This is a genomic window from Flexivirga oryzae, assembly GCF_014190805.1.
Classification (GTDB): domain Bacteria; phylum Actinomycetota; class Actinomycetes; order Actinomycetales; family Dermatophilaceae; genus Flexivirga; species Flexivirga oryzae.
Window position 1 is genome coordinate 1305635 of sequence record NZ_JACHVQ010000001.1, and the last position, 16997, is coordinate 1322631.

Here is a 16997-nt window from a genome sequence, read left to right on the forward strand (position 1 = left end):
GCCTCCCGTCCGCGAGACCCCGCTTGCGCGTCAGAGGTTGATCATGTGGCCGACGATGCCCTCGACGGCTTCCTTCATCGCCTCGGACAGCGTCGGGTGGGCGAAGACGTTGCGCGCGATCTCGTCGGCGGTCAGGTCCCACTTCTGGGCCAGGGTCAGCGCAGGCAGCAGCTCGGTGGCCTCCGGGCCGATCAGGTGGGCGCCGAGCAGCTCGTTGTGCTTGGCGTCCGCCACGATCTTCACGAAGCCGGCCGTCTCCGCCATACCGCGGGCCTTGCCGTTGGCCGAGAAGGGGAACGACGCGGTCTTGACGTCATACCCCTTGTCCTTCGCCTGCTGCTCGGAGTAGCCGAAGGACGCGATCTGCGGCTGGCAGAACGTCGCCCGCGGGATCATGTCGAAGTCGATCTCGACGGTCTCGGCGTTGCCGATCGTCTCGGCCGCGACGACACCCATCGCCTCGGCCGTGTGCGCCAGCATCAGCTTGCCGGTCACGTCACCGATCGCGTAGACGCCGGCGACGTTGGTGCGGCCGCGCTCGTCGACGGCGATCGCACCCCGGTCGCTCGTGCCGACACCGGTCGCCTCCAGACCGTAGCCGTCCAGTCGCGGCGCGAACCCGATGGCCTGCAGCACCTTGTCGGCCTCCAACACGGTGGAGTCGCCACCGCCGGCAGGGGAGACGGTGACCTTGACCGGACCGGAGCCGGAGTCCTCGATCTTCTCGACCTTGGTCGAGAGCATCACCTTGACGCCGAGCTTCTTGTAGTGCCGCAGCAGCTCCTTGGACACGTCCGCATCCTCGGTCGGCACCATGCGGTCCAGGAACTCCACGATCGTCACGTCGACGCCGTAATTGGAGAGGACGTAAGCGAACTCGACGCCGATGGCTCCCGACCCGGCGATGATGATCGACCCCGGGAGCTCCTCGGTGAGGATCTGCTCCTCGTAGGTGACGACCCGGTCGGAGAGCTCGGTGCCCGGGATGAGGCGGGTTGTCGCGCCGGTCGCGATGATGACGTTGTCGGCGGTCACCGTCTCGGTGCTGCCCGAGGTGAGCTGCACCTGGATCGTGTGCGCGTCGGTGAACGTGCCGGTGCCCTCGAGCTCGGTGATGGAGTTCTTCTTCATCAGGTAGTGCACGCCCTTGGCGCTGGCGTCGGCCACGCCGCGGCTGCGCTTCCAGGCGGCACCGAAGTCCATCGACACCTCCCCGGAGATGCCGAAGGTCTTGGCCTCCTTGGTCAGGATGTGCGAGATCTCCGCATTGCGCAGCAGCGCTTTGGACGGGATGCAACCGACGTTGAGACAGACACCACCCCAGTACTTCTTCTCGATGATGGCGGTCTTGAGGCCGAGCTGGCTCGCGCGGATCGCTGCGACATACCCACCAGGGCCTGCACCGAGGACGACGACGTCAAAGTGTTGTGCCACGGTATGACGATATCGCTATCCCAGCAGCGCCTGCGCAAGCGTCTCATCGATCACCAGGCGGTTGACCTTGCCGCCGGCGATCGCAGCGCGCACGACCGGTGCGCGCGGCGCGCCACTCACCAGGCCGATGACGGTCGGTATGCCGACCAGCTGCTCGTCGGACAGCGTGATGATGCGGTCCGCGAGCCCTCCGTCGACCGCATCTCCCGCGTCGTCGATGAAGACACCGCTGATCTCCCCGATGGCGCCGGCGTTGCGCATGGCGACGCGCTCGTCGGTCGTGGCGAGGTCGAACAGGGTGGACTCACCGGCCGCCCAGCCGCCGACACCCACCACCGCGACCGTGACGTCCGCGACGTGCGCGAGTGCTTCGCTGGTGCCCGGCTGCCGGCGCAGCATGTCCGCACTCGCCGGGTCGGTCGCCACCAGGGGCGCGTAGAAGTGATGGGCCTCACCGCCGCTCAGGTTGGCGGCGGAGCGCACAAGATCGACCGGCGACTGCAGGTCGGGGATGGCCAGCGCGCCCGACAGTTGCACGATCGGCACCGGCGGCAGGCTGCGCAGCGCGCCGACGGTTGCCGCGACGCTACGTGACCACGGCAGGCCCAGGACGTCCGACGGACCGAGCAGGCGGGTCAGTTCGCCGGCCGCGACGGCGCCGATGTCACGTCGCGTCTCCGCAGCGGTCTGGCCCTCGTGGCTGCGCACCACGAGCGCTCCGTCGAGGCCGAGTGCCTCGGACAGGCGGGTCGACAGGGCGTAGTCGATGGTCGGTTCTCCGACGATCTCGATCCGCACCACGCCGGTCGAGCGCGCGGTCTCCAGCAGCCGCGCGACCTTGAACCTGGACAGCCCGAGGTGCCCCGCGATCTCGACCTTCGACTGGTCCTGCAGGTAGAAGCGCCGGGCGACGTCGACGAGCAGCGCTCGTCCCGATGCCGCGGTGCTGCCGCCGGGCTGTGGGTCGTCGCTCATCCTGCTTCCTCCGTCAACGTGGTCCTCCGGTTTGTCCCCACGACAGTGTGGCTTATGCCACACTGTACTCATCTGCGCACCATAACGCTCATATGAGCAAACCAGGAGGACGCATGACTGTTCGTAGGAGACGGATCGCCGTGCTCGCTGCGGGCGCTGTCGCCATGACGACGGTGACCGGCTGCGGTGCGGCTGCGGGATGGGGTGGTGGCGTCGGCGGCGGCGGCGGTAACACCATCAACGTGCTGATGGTCAACAACCCGCAGATGGTCGATCTGCAGAAGCTGACCGACAAGTACTTCACCGCGAAGACCGGGATCAAGGTCAACTACACGGTGCTGCCGGAGGACGACCTGCGTGACAAGGCGAGCCAGGAGTTCTCGGCGCAGGCCGGTCAGTACGACGTGGCGAGCCTGTCCAACTTCGAGATCCCGATCTACGCCAAGACCGGTTGGGTCGCACCACTGTCGGGCTACATCGCCAAGGACCCCGGCTTCGACCAGCAGGACATCCTGAAACCGATGCGCCAGGCACTCACTGTCAACGGCAAGGTCTACGCAGAGCCGTTCTACGGGGAGTCGTCCTTCCTGATGTACCGCAAGGACATCCTGAAGGCCAAGGGCATCACGATGCCGAAGCACCCGACCTGGCAGCAGGTCGCCGACATCGCCAAGAAGGTCAACGGTGCCAAGCCGGGGATGGCGGGCATCTGCCTGCGCGGTCAGCCCGGCTGGGGCCAGGTGATGGCGCCGCTCACCACCGTGGTCAACACCTTCGGCGGCACCTGGTTCACCAAGGACTGGCAGGCGCAGGTCGACGGCAAGGGCTTCACCGACGCCACCCAGTTCTACGTCGACCTGGTCCGCAAGTATGGCGAGAAGGGCGCTGCCCAGGCCGGATTCACCGAGTGCCTCAACGATCTGACACAAGGCAGCGTCGCCATGTGGTACGACGCGACCTCGGCAGCCGGGTCGTTGGAGGCCACCGGTTCGCCGGTGAAGGGCAAGATCGGCTACGTCGCCGCGCCGGTCGTGAAGACCAAGAACTCCGGCTGGCTCTACACCTGGGCGTGGGCGATCGAGCAGGCCAGCACCAAGAAGGATGCCGCCTGGAAGTTCATCTCCTGGGCGAGCAGCAAGCAGTACGAGCAGCTGGTCGGTCAGAAGCTGGGCTGGACCCAGGTGCCGTCCGGTTACCGGAAATCGCTCTACTCCAACCCGAAGTATGTCGCCCAGGCCAAGGCGTTCGCCGAGCCGACGCTCAACGCGATCTCCTCGGTCGATCCGAACAACCCAGGCGTCCAGGCACGCCCGGCGCCCGGTGTGCAGTTCGTCGACATACCCGAGTTCACCAACCTCGGCACCGAGGTGAGTCAGGACATCAGCTCGGCGATCGCCGGGAAGATGTCGGTCAAGAGCGCCCTGAGCAGCGGGCAGCAGCGAGCCGATGACGTGGCCAAGCAATACCGCAAGCGAGCGGGGGAGGACTGACATGAGTGCCGACACCACCATGACATCGGAACCTGCAGTCGCACAGAGCAATTCGTCGCTGGCGAAGGCCGGCGCGTGGGCCCGCAGGGCGCCGCTGCTTCCCGCCTTGATCTTCATGATCATCGTCACGCAGATCCCGTTCCTCGCGACAGTCGTGATCTCCTTCATGAACTGGAACGCCTACTACCCGAACAACCGTGGGTTCGCAGGCATCGACAACTTCAAGACGGTGCTCACCGACGTCGACGCGCGTGAGGCGATCATCGTCACGATCCTGCTCACCGTCGGTGTGGTCGTCGTCAGCCTCGTGCTCGGGCTCGCGATCGCCCTGCTGCTGGACCGGAAGTTCCGCGGCCGCAGTGTCGCGCGCACGCTGATGATCACGCCCTTCCTCATCGTGCCGGTAGCGGCAGCACTGCTGTGGAAGCACGCGCTGTACAACGCGCAGTACGGCCTGCTGAACGGCGTGCTGAAATGGGTCTTCGGCGACGGTGCGCCCCAACCGGACTGGATCAGCGATCATCCGCTGATCTCGATCATCGTCGCGCTGGTCTGGCAGTGGACGCCGTTCATGATGCTGATCCTGCTGGCAGGGCTGCAGAGTCGCCCGATGGACGTGGTGGAGGCGGCGAAGATCGACGGCGCCTCCGGCTGGCAGATCTTCACCAACATGACGCTCCCGCACCTGCGGCAGTACATCGAGCTGTCCGGACTGCTCGGCGCGATCTACATCGTGCAGAACTTCGACGCGGTCTTCACCATCACCTCCGGTGGTCTGGGTACCGCCAACCTCCCGTACTACATCTACGAAACCTTCTATTCCGCACACAATTACGGCACCGCGTCCGCTGCCGGTGTGATCGTGGTGATCGGTTCGATCATCATCGCGACCTTCGCGCTGCGCACCGTGCTCAGCCTCTTCCGTGAGGAGACTCGCTAAATGACTACCGTCAAAGCAGCTCAGGCCGGGCCACAAATGCGGGTAGCCGGCGGCAAGAAGCGCACCGGAGTGCTCCTCACCGGGGCAACCTGGATCATCTCGGTGCTGTTCGTCTTCCCGGTCGTCTGGATGATCTGGACCTCCTTCCACTCGGAGACGGACGCAGCGGCCAACCCACCGAAAGTGTTGTCGGCGTTCAGCGTTCAGGGCTACCGGTCATTTTTCGGGAGTAACCCGTGGCCGCCGATCCTGAACTCGCTGACCGCGAGCGTCATTTCGACGATCCTGGTGCTGTGCCTGGCACTGCCGGCGGCATACGCCTTGTCGATCCGGCCGGTGAAGAAGTGGAGCGACGTGCTCTTCTTCTTCCTGTCGACGAAGTTCATGCCGGTCGTGGCAGCGCTGCTGCCGGTCTACCTGTTCGCCGAGAAGGTGCACTTCCTGGACAACATCTGGCTGCTGATCATCCTCTACACGTCGATGAATCTGCCGATCGCGGTCTGGATGTTGCGATCGTTCCTCGCCGAGATCCCGGCGGAGATGCTGGAAGCCGCACAGGTCGACGGTGCCGGGCTGATCCGCACGCTGCGCGAGATCATCGCACCCGTCGTGATGCCCGGCATCGCCTCCGCGGCGCTGATCTGCTTCATCTTCAGCTGGAACGAGCTGCTCTTCGCGCGGGTGCTGACCGGCACCCGGGCGGAGACGGCACCGGTCTTCCTGACCGGGTTCGTGACCAGTCAGGGCCTGTTCCTCGCCCAGGTGTGCGCAGCGTCGTTCGTCGTGTCGCTGCCGGTGCTCGCGGCTGGGTTCGCTGCCCAGGACAAGCTCGTCCAGGGTCTGTCCATGGGCGCGGTACGGTGACGTCGATGCCGACGAAACTCTCTGCCGCAACGGTCGATTCGCTCGATCCCCGGGTGGTGGTGCCGTCATACGACCGATCGTCGATGACCACCGGCATCGTCCACCTGGGCGTCGGCGGGTTCCACCGGGCGCATCAGGCGATGTATGTCGACAACCTGATGGCGGGAGGGGCCGCCGGCGACTGGGCGTTCACCGGTGTCGGGGTGCTGCCCAAGGATGACCGGATCGTGGAGGTCCTGAACGCGCAGGACGGCCTCTACACCCTGGTCGTCAAGCATCCCGACGGGCGGCTCGAACCCCGGGTCATCGGCTCGATCCAACGGCTGCTGCACGCACCGAGCGACCCCGAGGCGGTGCTGGCGGTGATGACCGACCCGGCGACCCGCATCGTGTCGTTGACGATCACCGAGGGCAGCTACTTGATCGACCAGGTGACGGGGGAGTTCGACCCGAAGCATCCGTCGATCCAGCCCGATCTGGTCGACGGCGCCGTGCCGTCAACGGCTTTCGGCTTCATCGTCGAGGCACTGCGGCGCCGTCGGGCCGCCGGTGTCGCACCGTTCACGGTGATGACCTGCGACAACCTCCCGGGCAACGGGGACGTCGCACGCCGCACCATCACCGCGTTCGCCCGGCTGAAGGACGCCGACCTCGGCGACTGGATCGACGCCAACGTGTCCTTCCCCAACTCGATGGTGGACCGGATCACCCCGGTCACCACCGATGAGGACATCGCGCGGCTGGCCGACGAGTTCGGCATCGAGGACGGCTGGCCGGTGGTGACCGAACCGTTCACCCAGTGGGTGCTGGAGGACGAATTCCCCACCGGCAGACCGCCGTTGGAGGACGCCGGCGTCCAGGTGGTGCCCGACGTGATGCCCTACGAGCTGATGAAGCTGCGGCTGCTCAACGCCAGTCACCAGGCGCTGTGCTACCTCGGCTATCTCGCAGGTCATCGCTACGCCCACGAGGTCGCCCAGGACGACGTCTTCGCCCGGTTCCTGTTCGGTTACATGAAGAACGAGGGCGAGCCGACGCTGCCGCCGGTGCCGGGCGTCGACCTCACGGCATACGAGCACGAGCTGATCGAACGGTTCGCCAACCCGGAGATCCGCGACACGCTCGCGCGGCTGTGTGCCGAGAGCAGCGACCGCATCCCGAAGTGGCTGGTTCCGGTGATCCGGGCCGACCTGGAGGCCGGCCGTCCGGTGGACAGATCGGCGCTGGTCGTCGCATCCTGGGCGAGGTATGCCGAGGGCGTCGACGAGCGCGGCGAACCCATCGAGATCGTCGATCACCGCAAGGAGCAGGTGATGGCCGCGGCAGCGCAGCAGGACGACGACCGGCTGGCGTTCATCCGCGACCCGAGCCTGTTCGGGGACCTGGCGCAACGGGAGGAGTTCACCGCGCCATACATCGCGGCGCTGGAGTCGCTGCACGCCCAGGGCGCGGCGCAGACGCTGCGGGACACGATCACCCGCCTCGGCGACTGACTGACACGCTCCGCGGCCGGCCGCCGCTGACCTCTTCGACACACGACACGCGGCACCCAGTCGGCCATCCATTGCCGAAAGGCTCAGAAAACGCTCGACAGGCCTAGCAAATCCGGCGGGCAACCGCCGTGTTGCTGAGCCTGTCGAGCGTTGCTGGGCCGCTCGGCTCAGCCGTCGCCGCTGACCTTGTGGATAACTTCTGCAGCCCCGGAGCGCCACGTGCCACGGTCAGTGCTCATGAACCTGGTATCGGAAGTCCCGGACGTGGCATCCGCACTGAGCCGGCACATCGAAGATCGAACTGCACACGTCGAACGCCTCCACTTGATGGTGCACTCGATGCCGGAGCTTCGGTTGCGAGCTCTGAACGACCTCGGCGGCACCGGGCGGATCCGGCCGGCCAAGCTGCGACGCAACGCATATTGCACGTCGGAGTGCGATGGGCTCAGCGACGACGACGCGCACATCCTGATGGCGTGCGCGGTGAGTGACGCAGCTGGCGCGCCGCCGACGCTCTCCCACGAGACTGCGCGGATCATCTGGGGCCTGCCGGCCATCGGTCGGCCGCCTGCACGTGTCGAGTACATCGTGCCGCCGGGCACGCGTGGTCGGACGCCGCATGTACGGCGCCGTCGAACCGGGTTGGCGAGTGCCTTTGTCGGGATCGGTGCGCTGCGCGTGACGCCGTACGAGCGGACGATCGTCGACCACGCCCGGCACGCACGGCTCGAGTCGGGCGTTGCGGCGTGTGACAGCGCACTGCATCTGGGCCTCACCACACGCGAGGCTCTTCTCGCCGAACTGGAGCGGGTGCCCAGGGGCGCACGGGGCCGGAGTATGGCGAACCTCGCCATACATCTGGCCGATGCCCGGGCGGAGTCCCCACTGGAGTCCCTGAGCCGGACCCGCATGTTCCAAGCGAGTCTGCCGATGCCGGAGTTGCAGCAGTGGTTCGACGACACCGACGGCCAGGTCGGCCGCACCGACTTCTACTGGCCGCAGCTGGGGCTGGTTGGCGAGAGCGACGGTGACCTGAAATACGGAGTGGCAGAAGGAGATCCGGGTCAACGTGCTGTCGATGCCCTGCTCGCGGAGAAAAGGCGAGAGCAACGCCTGCGCCGCCACCCGGAGATCGATGACGTTGCGCGGTGGGACTGGGGTGAAGCACTGCCTCCCGGCAAGCTGCACACCGTGCTTGCGGCATACGGACTGCGCGCGGTGCTCGACGGTGGTTGGCCCGTGCCGGATGGCCCGCTCCCCAAACGGGCGTTCTTCCCAACTGACAGGCTCACCTAAGGATCGAGGGGCTCAGCAATACGCCCTTATCGGGGCCTGAGGAGGTGGAGTTTCTGGGCCTGTCGGTGATTGGTGGGCCTGTCGGTGAATGGGGTTATGCGAAGAGCTGCTCGCCGATGTAGTGGCCGGTCCTGGGGGCCGGCGGCACCGCGAAGACGCCCGACCCGATGTGCTGGATGTATTCGTTCAGCAGGTCGGATGCGCCGAGCTTGGTCTGCAGCGCGATGAAGCTGGCGGGGTCGTTCTGGTAGGTGAGGACCAGGAGCCCGGCGTCCAGCTGACCGAACTGGTTGATGCCGTCGGTGTAGTTGTAGTTGCGACGCAGGATCTTGATGCCGTTGTTGTTCTCGTGGGCGGCCAGGGCGATGTGCGAGCGCAGCGAGATCTTGGTCTTCCCGTCCTTGCCCTTGGCGGTGAAGTCGGGGGTCGCCATCTCCCCTCCACCGGACAGGGGTCCGCCTTCGAGCTTGGTGCGTCCGAAGATGGTCTCCTGGTCGCTGACCATGTCGGCGTCCCAGATCTCCAGGTTCATCTGCACCTTGCGCACCACCTGGTAGGTGCCGCCGGCCAGCCAACCGTCCTTCACCCACACGTGCCTGTCCAGATCGGCGGTTGTGCGGATGTTGCGGGTGCCGTCCTTGAAACCGAAGAGGTTGCGCGGTGTCTCCTGCCCCTGCCCGGCGGACGCGCGGCCGAAACCGAGGACCGCCCAGCGGGTCTGTGCGGTATCCCGCACCATCCGGGCAAGGTTGCGCACGGCGTGGTAGGCGACCTGCGGGTCGTCGGAGCAGACCTGCAGGCTCAGATCGCCACCCGTGGTCGCCTTCGTCAGGCGGTCGCTCGGTAGCGCAGGCAGATCGGCGAGCAGAGCAGGCTTCTTGTCCGCCAACCCGAACCGCTTGTCGAAGACTCCCGGACCGAGGCCGACCGTGACGCTGAGGCTGGCCGGGTCGAGTCCGGTGGCCTCACCGCTGTCGCCCCCGACCGCGTCGATGCGCGTCGGCTGGACCTGACCGACCGGACGGCCGCGCATGAGCTGTGCGATGGCGGCCGTCCAGCGGGCGAGCAGCGTCTGTAGGTCGGTCGCGAGGGTGCCGTCGACCAGGTCGAACGTCATGTAGATGGCGTAACGCTGTGGGGGAGTGGCGATGCCGGCCGGGTGCGCCTCGTCGTAGAACGGGTGCGCGTTCGTCAGGTCGATCTGATCGCGGTCGGCGGCCGCCGCCTGTTCGGGCCACAGGCCCCAGGCGGCGCCTCCGGCCGCGATCGCTCCCACCGCGACGCCCCCGGCGGCACCCTGGAAGAGGCGCCGCCGGGAGACGTCACTGTGTCCATCGGTCATTGTGCAGTCGCCACCTTTTCACCCACCTTCGACAGCGGGTCCTGCAGACCTTGCACGGTCTGGCTGAGAGTCGAAGCGTCCTTCGCGCGCAGCGCCGGCGTCCAGTAGACGAAGCCGCCCGCGATCTTGCTGTCACGGTACTTGTTCAGTTTGCCCTCGACGGCTGAGAACTGCTTCGCGATGGTCTTGCTGAGGGCGGGATCGATCTTGTCCAGGCCGGGCTTGAGGAAGGCGAAGGCCTGCTGCGCGCCCTCGACGTTGGCGTTGAAGTCGACCAGGTCGAGGTGGCTGTACTTCTCCTCCTCGCCCTTGATCTTCTCGGTCTGCACCTCTTCGAGCAGCCCCGCCGCACCGTTGGCCAGGTCCTCCGGCTTGTAGCTCAGCGTCTTGGTCAGGCCCACCAGCTTGCCGACGTTGGTCTTCAGCTCCGCGGCGAGCTTCTTGGTGCTGCCGGTGATCTTGCCGCCCTGCCACAGGTCCTTCTCGATGGCGTGGAAGCCGTGCCAGCCGACCTTCGGGTCCAGGTTGGACTGTCGCATGTCGATCAGGTAGTCGAGGTTGCCCGCGTTGTCGGTCGGTTTGAAGCCGGGCAGCACGAAGCCGTCGACGTCGGACTCGATCTTCTCGTAGAAGGGGCGCGCGAGTGCGTACTCCTTCTTCGCCTTCTCCAGGTCTCCGCTGTTGACGGCGGCCACCAGATTGTTCACGGCGGTCTGCATCGACTGCACCGTGCCCGTGACGTACTTCGCGTAGCCCTTCACACCCTGGTTCAGCAGCGTGCTGGCGGTGCCGCCGGTCGACTTCGGTGCGGAACCGGTGACCTTGAAGTCCTGCATCTCCTGCTTCGCGCCGGGGCAGTAGACCTGGTAGGTGCCACCGGTCAGCGTCAGGGTGAACTTCACCGGTGCCAGGCCCGGGGCGAGGTTCTCCTTCTCACCGAGGATCCGCTGGTCGCTCTGCAGCTCGACCTCGGTGATCGCGGTCGAGCTCTTGTTGGTGACGTGGAAGGTGATCGGACCCGCTGCGGCCGTCGTGGTGTCCAGCGTGCACGTGTCGCTGTCGCCGCCGGTCAACGTGATGTGCACCTGCGTCACGCCGTTGCTCGACTTCGCGGCACCGCCGGCCGCCGATGAGCCGGATCCCGTGGAGCCGCCACTCGAGGACGAACCGCAGGCGGCCAGGGCCACCGCCATACCAGCGGTGAGAGTGGACGCCGCGACGCGGCGAGTTGTACGACGGGACATGCGTGCTCCTTGTGAGGTGATTCGATCGGTGTTGAGATGGACGCCGGGTCAGGCGGCCGAGCGGGCCGGGACCTTGGCGGTGACGGAGGTTTCGGACGATGAACGGGCCGACCACAGCGCGGCTGCGAGCAGCGCCACCGCGGCGATGAGCAGACCGGCGGGTACGACGTGCCGCCAGAAGTCGCGTTCGGCGGCGGTGTTGTCCCGGGCCTGGGCGGCGTGACCGACCCGGTCGACGTATGACGGAGCCACCGACCAGGTGCCAGCGGTGATGCCGTCGGACGGCGTGACCGACATGGTCCGCGGCGTGGTGAGGCCGCCACCGGTGAGGGTCACGACCTGTGTGCGGCGGCCGGTGGCGTCGAGCAGGTGGTGCTCGTAGCTCCAGACGTCGACGGTCGCCGTGCGCGACCAGTGGGCGGTGAACGGACCCGGGTTGCGGGTCGGGTCGAATCCGACCGGCAGCTTGTTGCCGGTCATCGCGATCAGTTGCTCGAGGGTGATCGTGCCCGGTGTGGCCCCGGTCGCCTTCGGGTGACCGACGTAGCGGGTCGTGGTCAAGCCGGCGTGGCTCTCGGTGGCCGGGTGCGAGAGTGCCACCTTGCTGGTCGTGCCACCACTGGTCAGCACGAGGGCGGGCGGCGAGTCGCCGGTCAGCCGTGCGGTGCCCACCTGCTGGCCACCGGCGTCGACCAAACCGGCGCTCGCGGGCGCCTGCAGGCTTGCGGCCGGTATGGCGAAGAAGAGGACCGCTGCACCGACGACGCAGGTGCCGGCGGCGACGACCTTGATCCGGCGGCTCGCGGCGGCGCCGGGGCGGTGGTGTTGCGGCCAGAAGAGGATGAGCGTCATCGGCACCAGGTAGCAGAGCCAGCCCAGCACCTCGACGACCCGCGGGTCCGGCGGGATGCCGAGGACGCCGGTGAACAGCGCGCCCCGGATCGAGCCGTTGGGTGCCAGCCAGTGCAGGTCGATCGTGCGTTGCTGGCCGGCGTTGAGCCAGTGCGCCTCGTGTGCCGTGCGCAGCGCGGTCAGCACCAGCCCGGCAGCCACGAGGACCAGGAAGGCGCTGGTGACCTTGAAGAAGCGGCCCAGATTGAGCCGCACTCCACCGCGGAAGATGCCGATCCCGATCAGGGCCGCGGCGAAGACGCCGAGGACGGCGCCACCGGCGGCGGCGGCGGTGTCGCTGGCCGCCTGGAAGGTCGCGAGCAGGAAGACCGCGGTCTCGAAGCCTTCCTTGAGCACGGCGAGGAAGGCCATGACCGCGAGCGCGCGCGAGGTGCCGTCGCCGAGCGCGTCCTGCGCGGCCGACTCGAGCTCCCGCTTCATGAAGCGGGCGTGCGTCGCCATCCAGAGCACCATGCCGGTCACGAAGACGATGGCCACGGCGCCGATGACCGTCTCCATGCCTTCCTGCGCGGCCTGCGGCAGCGTGGTCTCGACGAGGCGCAGCACGACACCGACGGCAACGCTGATCAGGATGGCGATGGTGACGCCGATCCACATCGGCGTCAGGCGGCGGCCGTTGCTGCGCAGGAACGTCGCGATGATGCCGACGATCAGGGCGGCCTCGAGACCTTCACGCAGGCCGATCACGAACGTCGCGAGCACCGGACACCTCTCCGCTCGGATTAGGCAAGCCTTAACTAACGACCCGAGCATAGACCGTGTTCCCGGGACCGCCAATCCGGGACCCGATAGCCTCGCGTCATGCTGATCCAGGGACCCGTCGATGAGTGAGCCACTGGTTGCCGGAGTCGACAGCTCGACCCAGTCGTGCAAGATCGTCGTCTGCGAGGCCGCGACCGGCCGCGTCGTACGGCAGGCGAGGGCGAGTCATCCGGACGGGACGCAGGTCTCCGCGGCCGCCTGGTGGACCGCCTTCGAGTCGGCCCGCTCCGGCGGCCTGCTGGACGGTGTCAGCGCGATCGCCGTCGGTGGTCAGCAGCACGGCATGGTCACCCTGGACGCGGCCGGTGAGCTGGTCCGCGATGCCATGCTCTGGAACGACACGAGCTCGGCCCCGCAGGCGGCCCGGTTGATCGACGAGTTCGGCGGGCCACCAGCCTGGGTCGAGGCGGTCGACCTGGTGCCGGTGGCCAGTTTCACCGGCACCAAACTGCGCTGGCTGGTCGACAACGAGCCGGACAATGCTGCGCGGACCGAGACGGTGGTGCTGCCACATGACTGGCTGACCGGGCGGATCCTGGCTGACGGCAACGGGTTCGAGGGATGGACGACCGATCGCGGTGACGCGTCGGGCACGGCCTACTGGTCTCCGGTGACGGAGGAGTACCGTCGCGACCTGGTCCGGTTGGCCTTCGGCCGGGATGTCGGGTTGCCGCGGGTCCTCGGCCCCGCGGAGGCGGCCGGGCGCACAGCGGCCGGCATGCTCGTCGCCGCGGGCACCGGCGACAACGCTGCGGCAGCACTGGGATTGGCGATCGAGCCCGGCGACGTCGTGGTCTCACTCGGCACCAGCGGGGCGGTCTTCGCCGTGCACGACCGGGCGGTCGGAGACGTCAGCGGTGCGGTGGCGGGTTTCGCCGACGCCACGGGACGTCATCTGCCACTGCTCGCGACGCTCAACGCGGCGCGGGTGTTGGTGGCTGCGGCCGCGACGCTGGACGTCGATCTCCAGGGGTTGGACGCGCTGGCGGCGCAGGCGCCGATCGGGGCCGGCGGACTGACGCTGCTGCCCTTCCTCGACGGTGAGCGCTCGCCCAACCTGCCCACCGCACGCGGCACGCTCGCCGGCATCACCCGGGCGAACTCCACTCCCGCGCATCTGGCCCGCGCCTACGTCGAGGGCATGTTGTGCAACCTCAAGGGCTGCATCGATGCGTTGTCCCGCAACGGGATCCACGCGCGTCGAGTGCTGCTGATCGGTGGCGCCGCCGCCGCGCAGACGGTCCGTGCTGCGGCATCGGACATCTTCGGTGTCCCGGTGCTCGTGCCGGAGCCGGGGGAGTATGTCGCCCTCGGCGCCGCGCGGCAGGCCGCCTGGGCGCTGTCCGGGGCCGACACGCCCCCGGACTGGAGTGTGCCCGTGGCCGCGACGGTCGAGCCGTCCGATCCGGCCGCCGGTGCGCTCGCAGCGCAGCGTTATCGCGAGGTGCTCGGCGCGACGCACCCGGGAGCGCCTGTCGGCTGAGGACCGACGCCCCCGGAAAATGTCGGGAGCCGGCCGATTCGACTCCCTGGTAACAGGATTCGAACGGGCCGGCTCGTCGCGTGGTTGTTGTCAGTCCTCGCCGCGCTCGTATGCGAGCTGTTCGGCGTAGGGTCGCATGCGGGGGAGTTCCCGCCAGCGTCCTGACGTCGCCTGTGCGTTGCTACGGGTCACGGTGTCGCGGTGCACCTGGTCGAGCAGTCGTGACGTTGTGCGTCGTACGACCGGTGAGGTGTGTGGTGGCATCCGGATGTCCTTTCACTGGCTGGCTCCTCGGACACAAGGGTTAACGGAGGGTTACTCCGGATAATTCCCGATGCGACCAGCTTCTTCGAAAAATCTTCGGCAGCGATGTGCGGCGGCTCCGGATGTGCTGGGAGTCACAACCGAATTCCCGCGCCCGGGGCATAAATCGGTCGCTCGGCGAACTTCGATATGGAAGTATTGAAGACGGTCCTTCGTGGATCGCCCAAGCATTTCCGACACCTCGAAGGAGTGACACCCGCATGTCCCTGCGTCCCTACCGGCACGTCCTGAACATCACCGACGCGAGACGGGTGCTGTTCCTCGGTTTCCTGCTGCGGATCCCGATCTTCTCGGCGGGCGTCGTCCTCACCCTGCACGTGGTGCAGTCGCTCGGCCGGTCCTACTCGGAGGCCGGTCTGGTGGCCGCCGGGTCCACCATCGCCATCGCGGTGTCGGGCCCGTGGCGCGGACGGTTGCTCGACCGGCTGGGCCTGCGCCGCGTCGTGCTTCCCTCGCTCGTGATCAACGCGGTCTGCTGGGCCGTCGCGCCCTTCGTCGGCTACTGGTTGCTGCTCGTACTCGCAACGATCGCAGGGCTTTTCGTCGTACCCACGTTTTCCATCATCCGGCAGGGTGTCATTGCCGCGGTGCCCGAGAAGGACCGCCGCACCGGGCTGTCCCTCGACGGGATGAGTGTCGAGTTGTCCTTCATGATCGGACCCGTCGTCGCGGTCTGGCTGGCGACGGTCTTCGACACGCGGCTGGTGCTCTTCGGCCTGCAGATGCTCGGGGTGCTCGTCGGTCTGGTCCTGTATGTCGTCAACCCGCCGTTGCGCTCTGCCGACCCGGAGACCGACGCGGCCGGGCAGGTCGTCCCGCGCCGGGCCTGGTTCCGTGCGGGCTTCCTCGCGATCTGCGCGGCCGCGGCCGCGTCGACGATCGTGCTCGGTGGCAGCGACGTCGCCATCGTCGCCGCGATGCGTGACTTCGACGCCGTGAGCTCGATGGGGATCGTGCTCATTCCGTGGGGAGCCGGCTCGTTGATCGGCGGGCTGATCTACGGTGCCTTGTCCCGTCCGGTGCAGCCGTTCCTCCTGCTGCTCGGGCTGGCGGTCGTCACGGCGCCGATGGCGTTCGCGGTCGGGACCTGGTCCCTGGCGTTCCTCGCGCTGCTGTCCGGCCTGTTCTGTGCGCCGACGATCACCTCGACCGTTGATGCGGTGAGCCGGGTGGTCCCGTCGGTGGCCAGGGGTGAGGCGCTGGGTTGGCACGGCTCGTTCATGACGGCCGGGTCTGCGCTCGGGGCGCCGGTCGCCGGTGCGGCCATCGACATCTGGGGCTTCGGCGGCGGATTCCTGCTCGTGTCGGGTGTCGGTGCGGCCGTGGCGCTCGCCGGGTATGCCGCACTCCAGGTGCACCGCGGACGTGTTGCACAGCACGCGCTCGCGGCCTGAGGGCACACGCGCGTCGCGAACCCGAGTACGGGTAGCCCCCGAACCGTAGGGTTGCTGCCGTGACTCGACTTGCGGTGTTCTTCCTCGGCGGCACCATCAGCATGACCGGCACCGACGGCGGCGGTGCCGTGGTCCGGCTCTCGGGCGGTGACCTGCTGCAGGCGCCCGCCATTGCGGGTCTCGGTATCGCGGCCGAGGTGATCGACTTCCGGTCCGTCGGCAGCTCGCGGCTGACCGTCGCCGACCTCGCGGAGTTGTACGCAGCAGCGGACCGGGCCGTCGTGGACGGTGCGGACGGCGTGGTGGTCGTCCAGGGCACCGACACCCTGGAGGAGAGTTCCTTCCTCCTCGACCTGTGGTGGGCCCGGGACGAGCCCATCGTGTTCACCGGCGCGATGCGCAACCCGGGCCTGCCCGGCCCCGACGGGCCGGCGAACCTGGTGGCGGCACTGCGCGTCGCCGCCGAACCGGCCTGCGCCGGGCTCGGTGCGCTCGTCGTCATGGACGACGAGGTGCACGCCGCGCGGTTCGTCGCGAAGCGGCACACCAGCAGCGTCGGTGCGTTCGTGTCCCCGGGCGCGGGGCCGCTCGGTCGCGTCGAGGAGGGTGTGGTCCGGGTCGTGACGCGGGTGGCGCGGCATACCCCGATCCAACCGCCCACGCGCACCGTCCGTGTGCCGCTCATGGTGACCGTGCTCGACGACGACGGAGGTCTCTTCGACGCGGTGGCGGACGCGGACGGACTGGTGGTGGCCGCCTTCGGGGTCGGGCACCTGCGCCCGGAGATCGCCGACCGCGCCGCCGCACTCGCTGCCGATCGCCCGGTCGTGCTCGCCTCCCGCACCGGCGCGGGCACCGTCCACGTCGCCACCTACGGCGGTCCGGGCAACGAGATCGACCTCGTGGCGCGCGGCCTGCTCCCCGCGGGGAGCCTGGATGCCTACAAGGCCCGATTGTTGCTCGTGGCCCTGCTGGCGTCCGGGCTCTCCGGGGACGACGCCGCGGCGGCGTTCCGCGACCGTGTCGGTGGTGCCACGTAGAGTC

General features: G+C 67.9%; 14 protein-coding genes. 8 read left to right on the top strand and 6 right to left on the bottom strand.

The window, feature by feature from the left end:
* Positions 1–30: 30 nt before the first annotated feature.
* Both lpdA and FHU39_RS06020 read right to left on the bottom strand, forming a co-directional pair.
* Positions 31–1434 carry a dihydrolipoyl dehydrogenase gene (gene lpdA / locus FHU39_RS06015; protein WP_183319513.1) on the bottom strand — a complete coding sequence of 468 codons (1404 nt, stop codon included), beginning with the start codon at positions 1432–1434 and terminating at the stop codon, positions 31–33.
* A gap of 15 nt (positions 1435–1449) precedes the next feature.
* Positions 1450–2409, bottom strand: coding sequence for a sugar-binding transcriptional regulator (locus FHU39_RS06020; protein WP_183319514.1), 960 nt, complete (start codon positions 2407–2409; stop codon positions 1450–1452).
* Between the two features lie 113 nt (positions 2410–2522).
* Here FHU39_RS06020 and FHU39_RS06025 point away from each other — a divergent pair, with 113 nt between their 5' ends.
* The 5 genes from FHU39_RS06025 (at position 2523) to FHU39_RS06045 (ending at position 8492) form a co-directional block, all read left to right on the top strand.
* Positions 2523–3899, top strand: coding sequence for an ABC transporter substrate-binding protein (locus FHU39_RS06025; RefSeq protein ID WP_183319515.1), 1377 nt, complete (start codon positions 2523–2525; stop codon positions 3897–3899).
* 19 nt (positions 3900–3918) lie between these two features.
* Positions 3919–4839, top strand: coding sequence for a carbohydrate ABC transporter permease (locus FHU39_RS06030; RefSeq protein ID WP_246336380.1), 921 nt, complete (start codon positions 3919–3921; stop codon positions 4837–4839).
* 36 nt (positions 4840–4875) lie between these two features.
* Positions 4876–5703: a carbohydrate ABC transporter permease gene (locus FHU39_RS06035; RefSeq protein ID WP_425484782.1), complete on the top strand. Its 828-nt coding sequence runs from the start codon at positions 4876–4878 to the stop codon at positions 5701–5703.
* A gap of 5 nt (positions 5704–5708) precedes the next feature.
* On the top strand, positions 5709–7196 hold the full coding sequence (locus tag FHU39_RS06040) for a mannitol dehydrogenase family protein (protein ID WP_183319518.1): 1488 nt from the start codon (positions 5709–5711) through the stop codon (positions 7194–7196).
* 339 nt (positions 7197–7535) lie between these two features.
* Positions 7536–8492 carry a hypothetical protein gene (locus FHU39_RS06045; RefSeq protein ID WP_183319519.1) on the top strand — a complete coding sequence of 319 codons (957 nt, stop codon included), beginning with the start codon at positions 7536–7538 and terminating at the stop codon, positions 8490–8492.
* Positions 8493–8586: 94 nt separating this feature from the next.
* Here FHU39_RS06045 and FHU39_RS06050 read toward each other — a convergent pair whose 3' ends face one another.
* Genes FHU39_RS06050 through efeU form a run of 3 tightly spaced genes read right to left on the bottom strand, consistent with a single transcriptional unit; the run spans position 8587 to position 12692 of the window.
* Entirely contained in the window at positions 8587–9834 is a 1248-nt protein-coding gene (locus FHU39_RS06050; RefSeq protein ID WP_183319520.1) for a Dyp-type peroxidase, read from the bottom strand.
* The gene (efeO, locus tag FHU39_RS06055) at positions 9831–11078 is read right to left on the bottom strand and encodes an iron uptake system protein EfeO (RefSeq protein WP_183319521.1); all 1248 of its coding nucleotides are present in this window, start codon (positions 11076–11078) and stop codon (positions 9831–9833) included. The genes FHU39_RS06050 and efeO overlap by 4 nt, the downstream gene beginning before the upstream one ends.
* Positions 11079–11126: 48 nt before the next feature.
* Positions 11127–12692: an iron uptake transporter permease EfeU gene (efeU, locus tag FHU39_RS06060; RefSeq protein ID WP_183319522.1), complete on the bottom strand. Its 1566-nt coding sequence runs from the start codon at positions 12690–12692 to the stop codon at positions 11127–11129.
* A gap of 121 nt (positions 12693–12813) precedes the next feature.
* On the opposite strand from efeU, the gene FHU39_RS06065 reads away from it, so the two are divergent.
* On the top strand, positions 12814–14235 hold the full coding sequence (locus FHU39_RS06065) for a xylulokinase (RefSeq protein WP_183319523.1): 1422 nt from the start codon (positions 12814–12816) through the stop codon (positions 14233–14235).
* A gap of 90 nt (positions 14236–14325) precedes the next feature.
* On the opposite strand, the gene FHU39_RS06070 is transcribed toward FHU39_RS06065, so the two are convergent.
* On the bottom strand, positions 14326–14499 hold the full coding sequence (locus tag FHU39_RS06070; protein ID WP_183319524.1) for a hypothetical protein: 174 nt from the start codon (positions 14497–14499) through the stop codon (positions 14326–14328).
* A gap of 260 nt (positions 14500–14759) precedes the next feature.
* Here FHU39_RS06070 and FHU39_RS06075 point away from each other — a divergent pair, with 260 nt between their 5' ends.
* Positions 14760–15953 (top strand): MFS transporter, encoded by a 1194-nt coding sequence (locus FHU39_RS06075; RefSeq protein ID WP_183319525.1) that lies wholly within the window; start codon positions 14760–14762, stop codon positions 15951–15953.
* Between the two features lie 59 nt (positions 15954–16012).
* Positions 16013–16993 carry an asparaginase domain-containing protein gene (locus FHU39_RS24915; protein WP_221185149.1) on the top strand — a complete coding sequence of 327 codons (981 nt, stop codon included), beginning with the start codon at positions 16013–16015 and terminating at the stop codon, positions 16991–16993.
* The last annotated feature ends 4 nt before the right edge of the window (positions 16994–16997 follow it).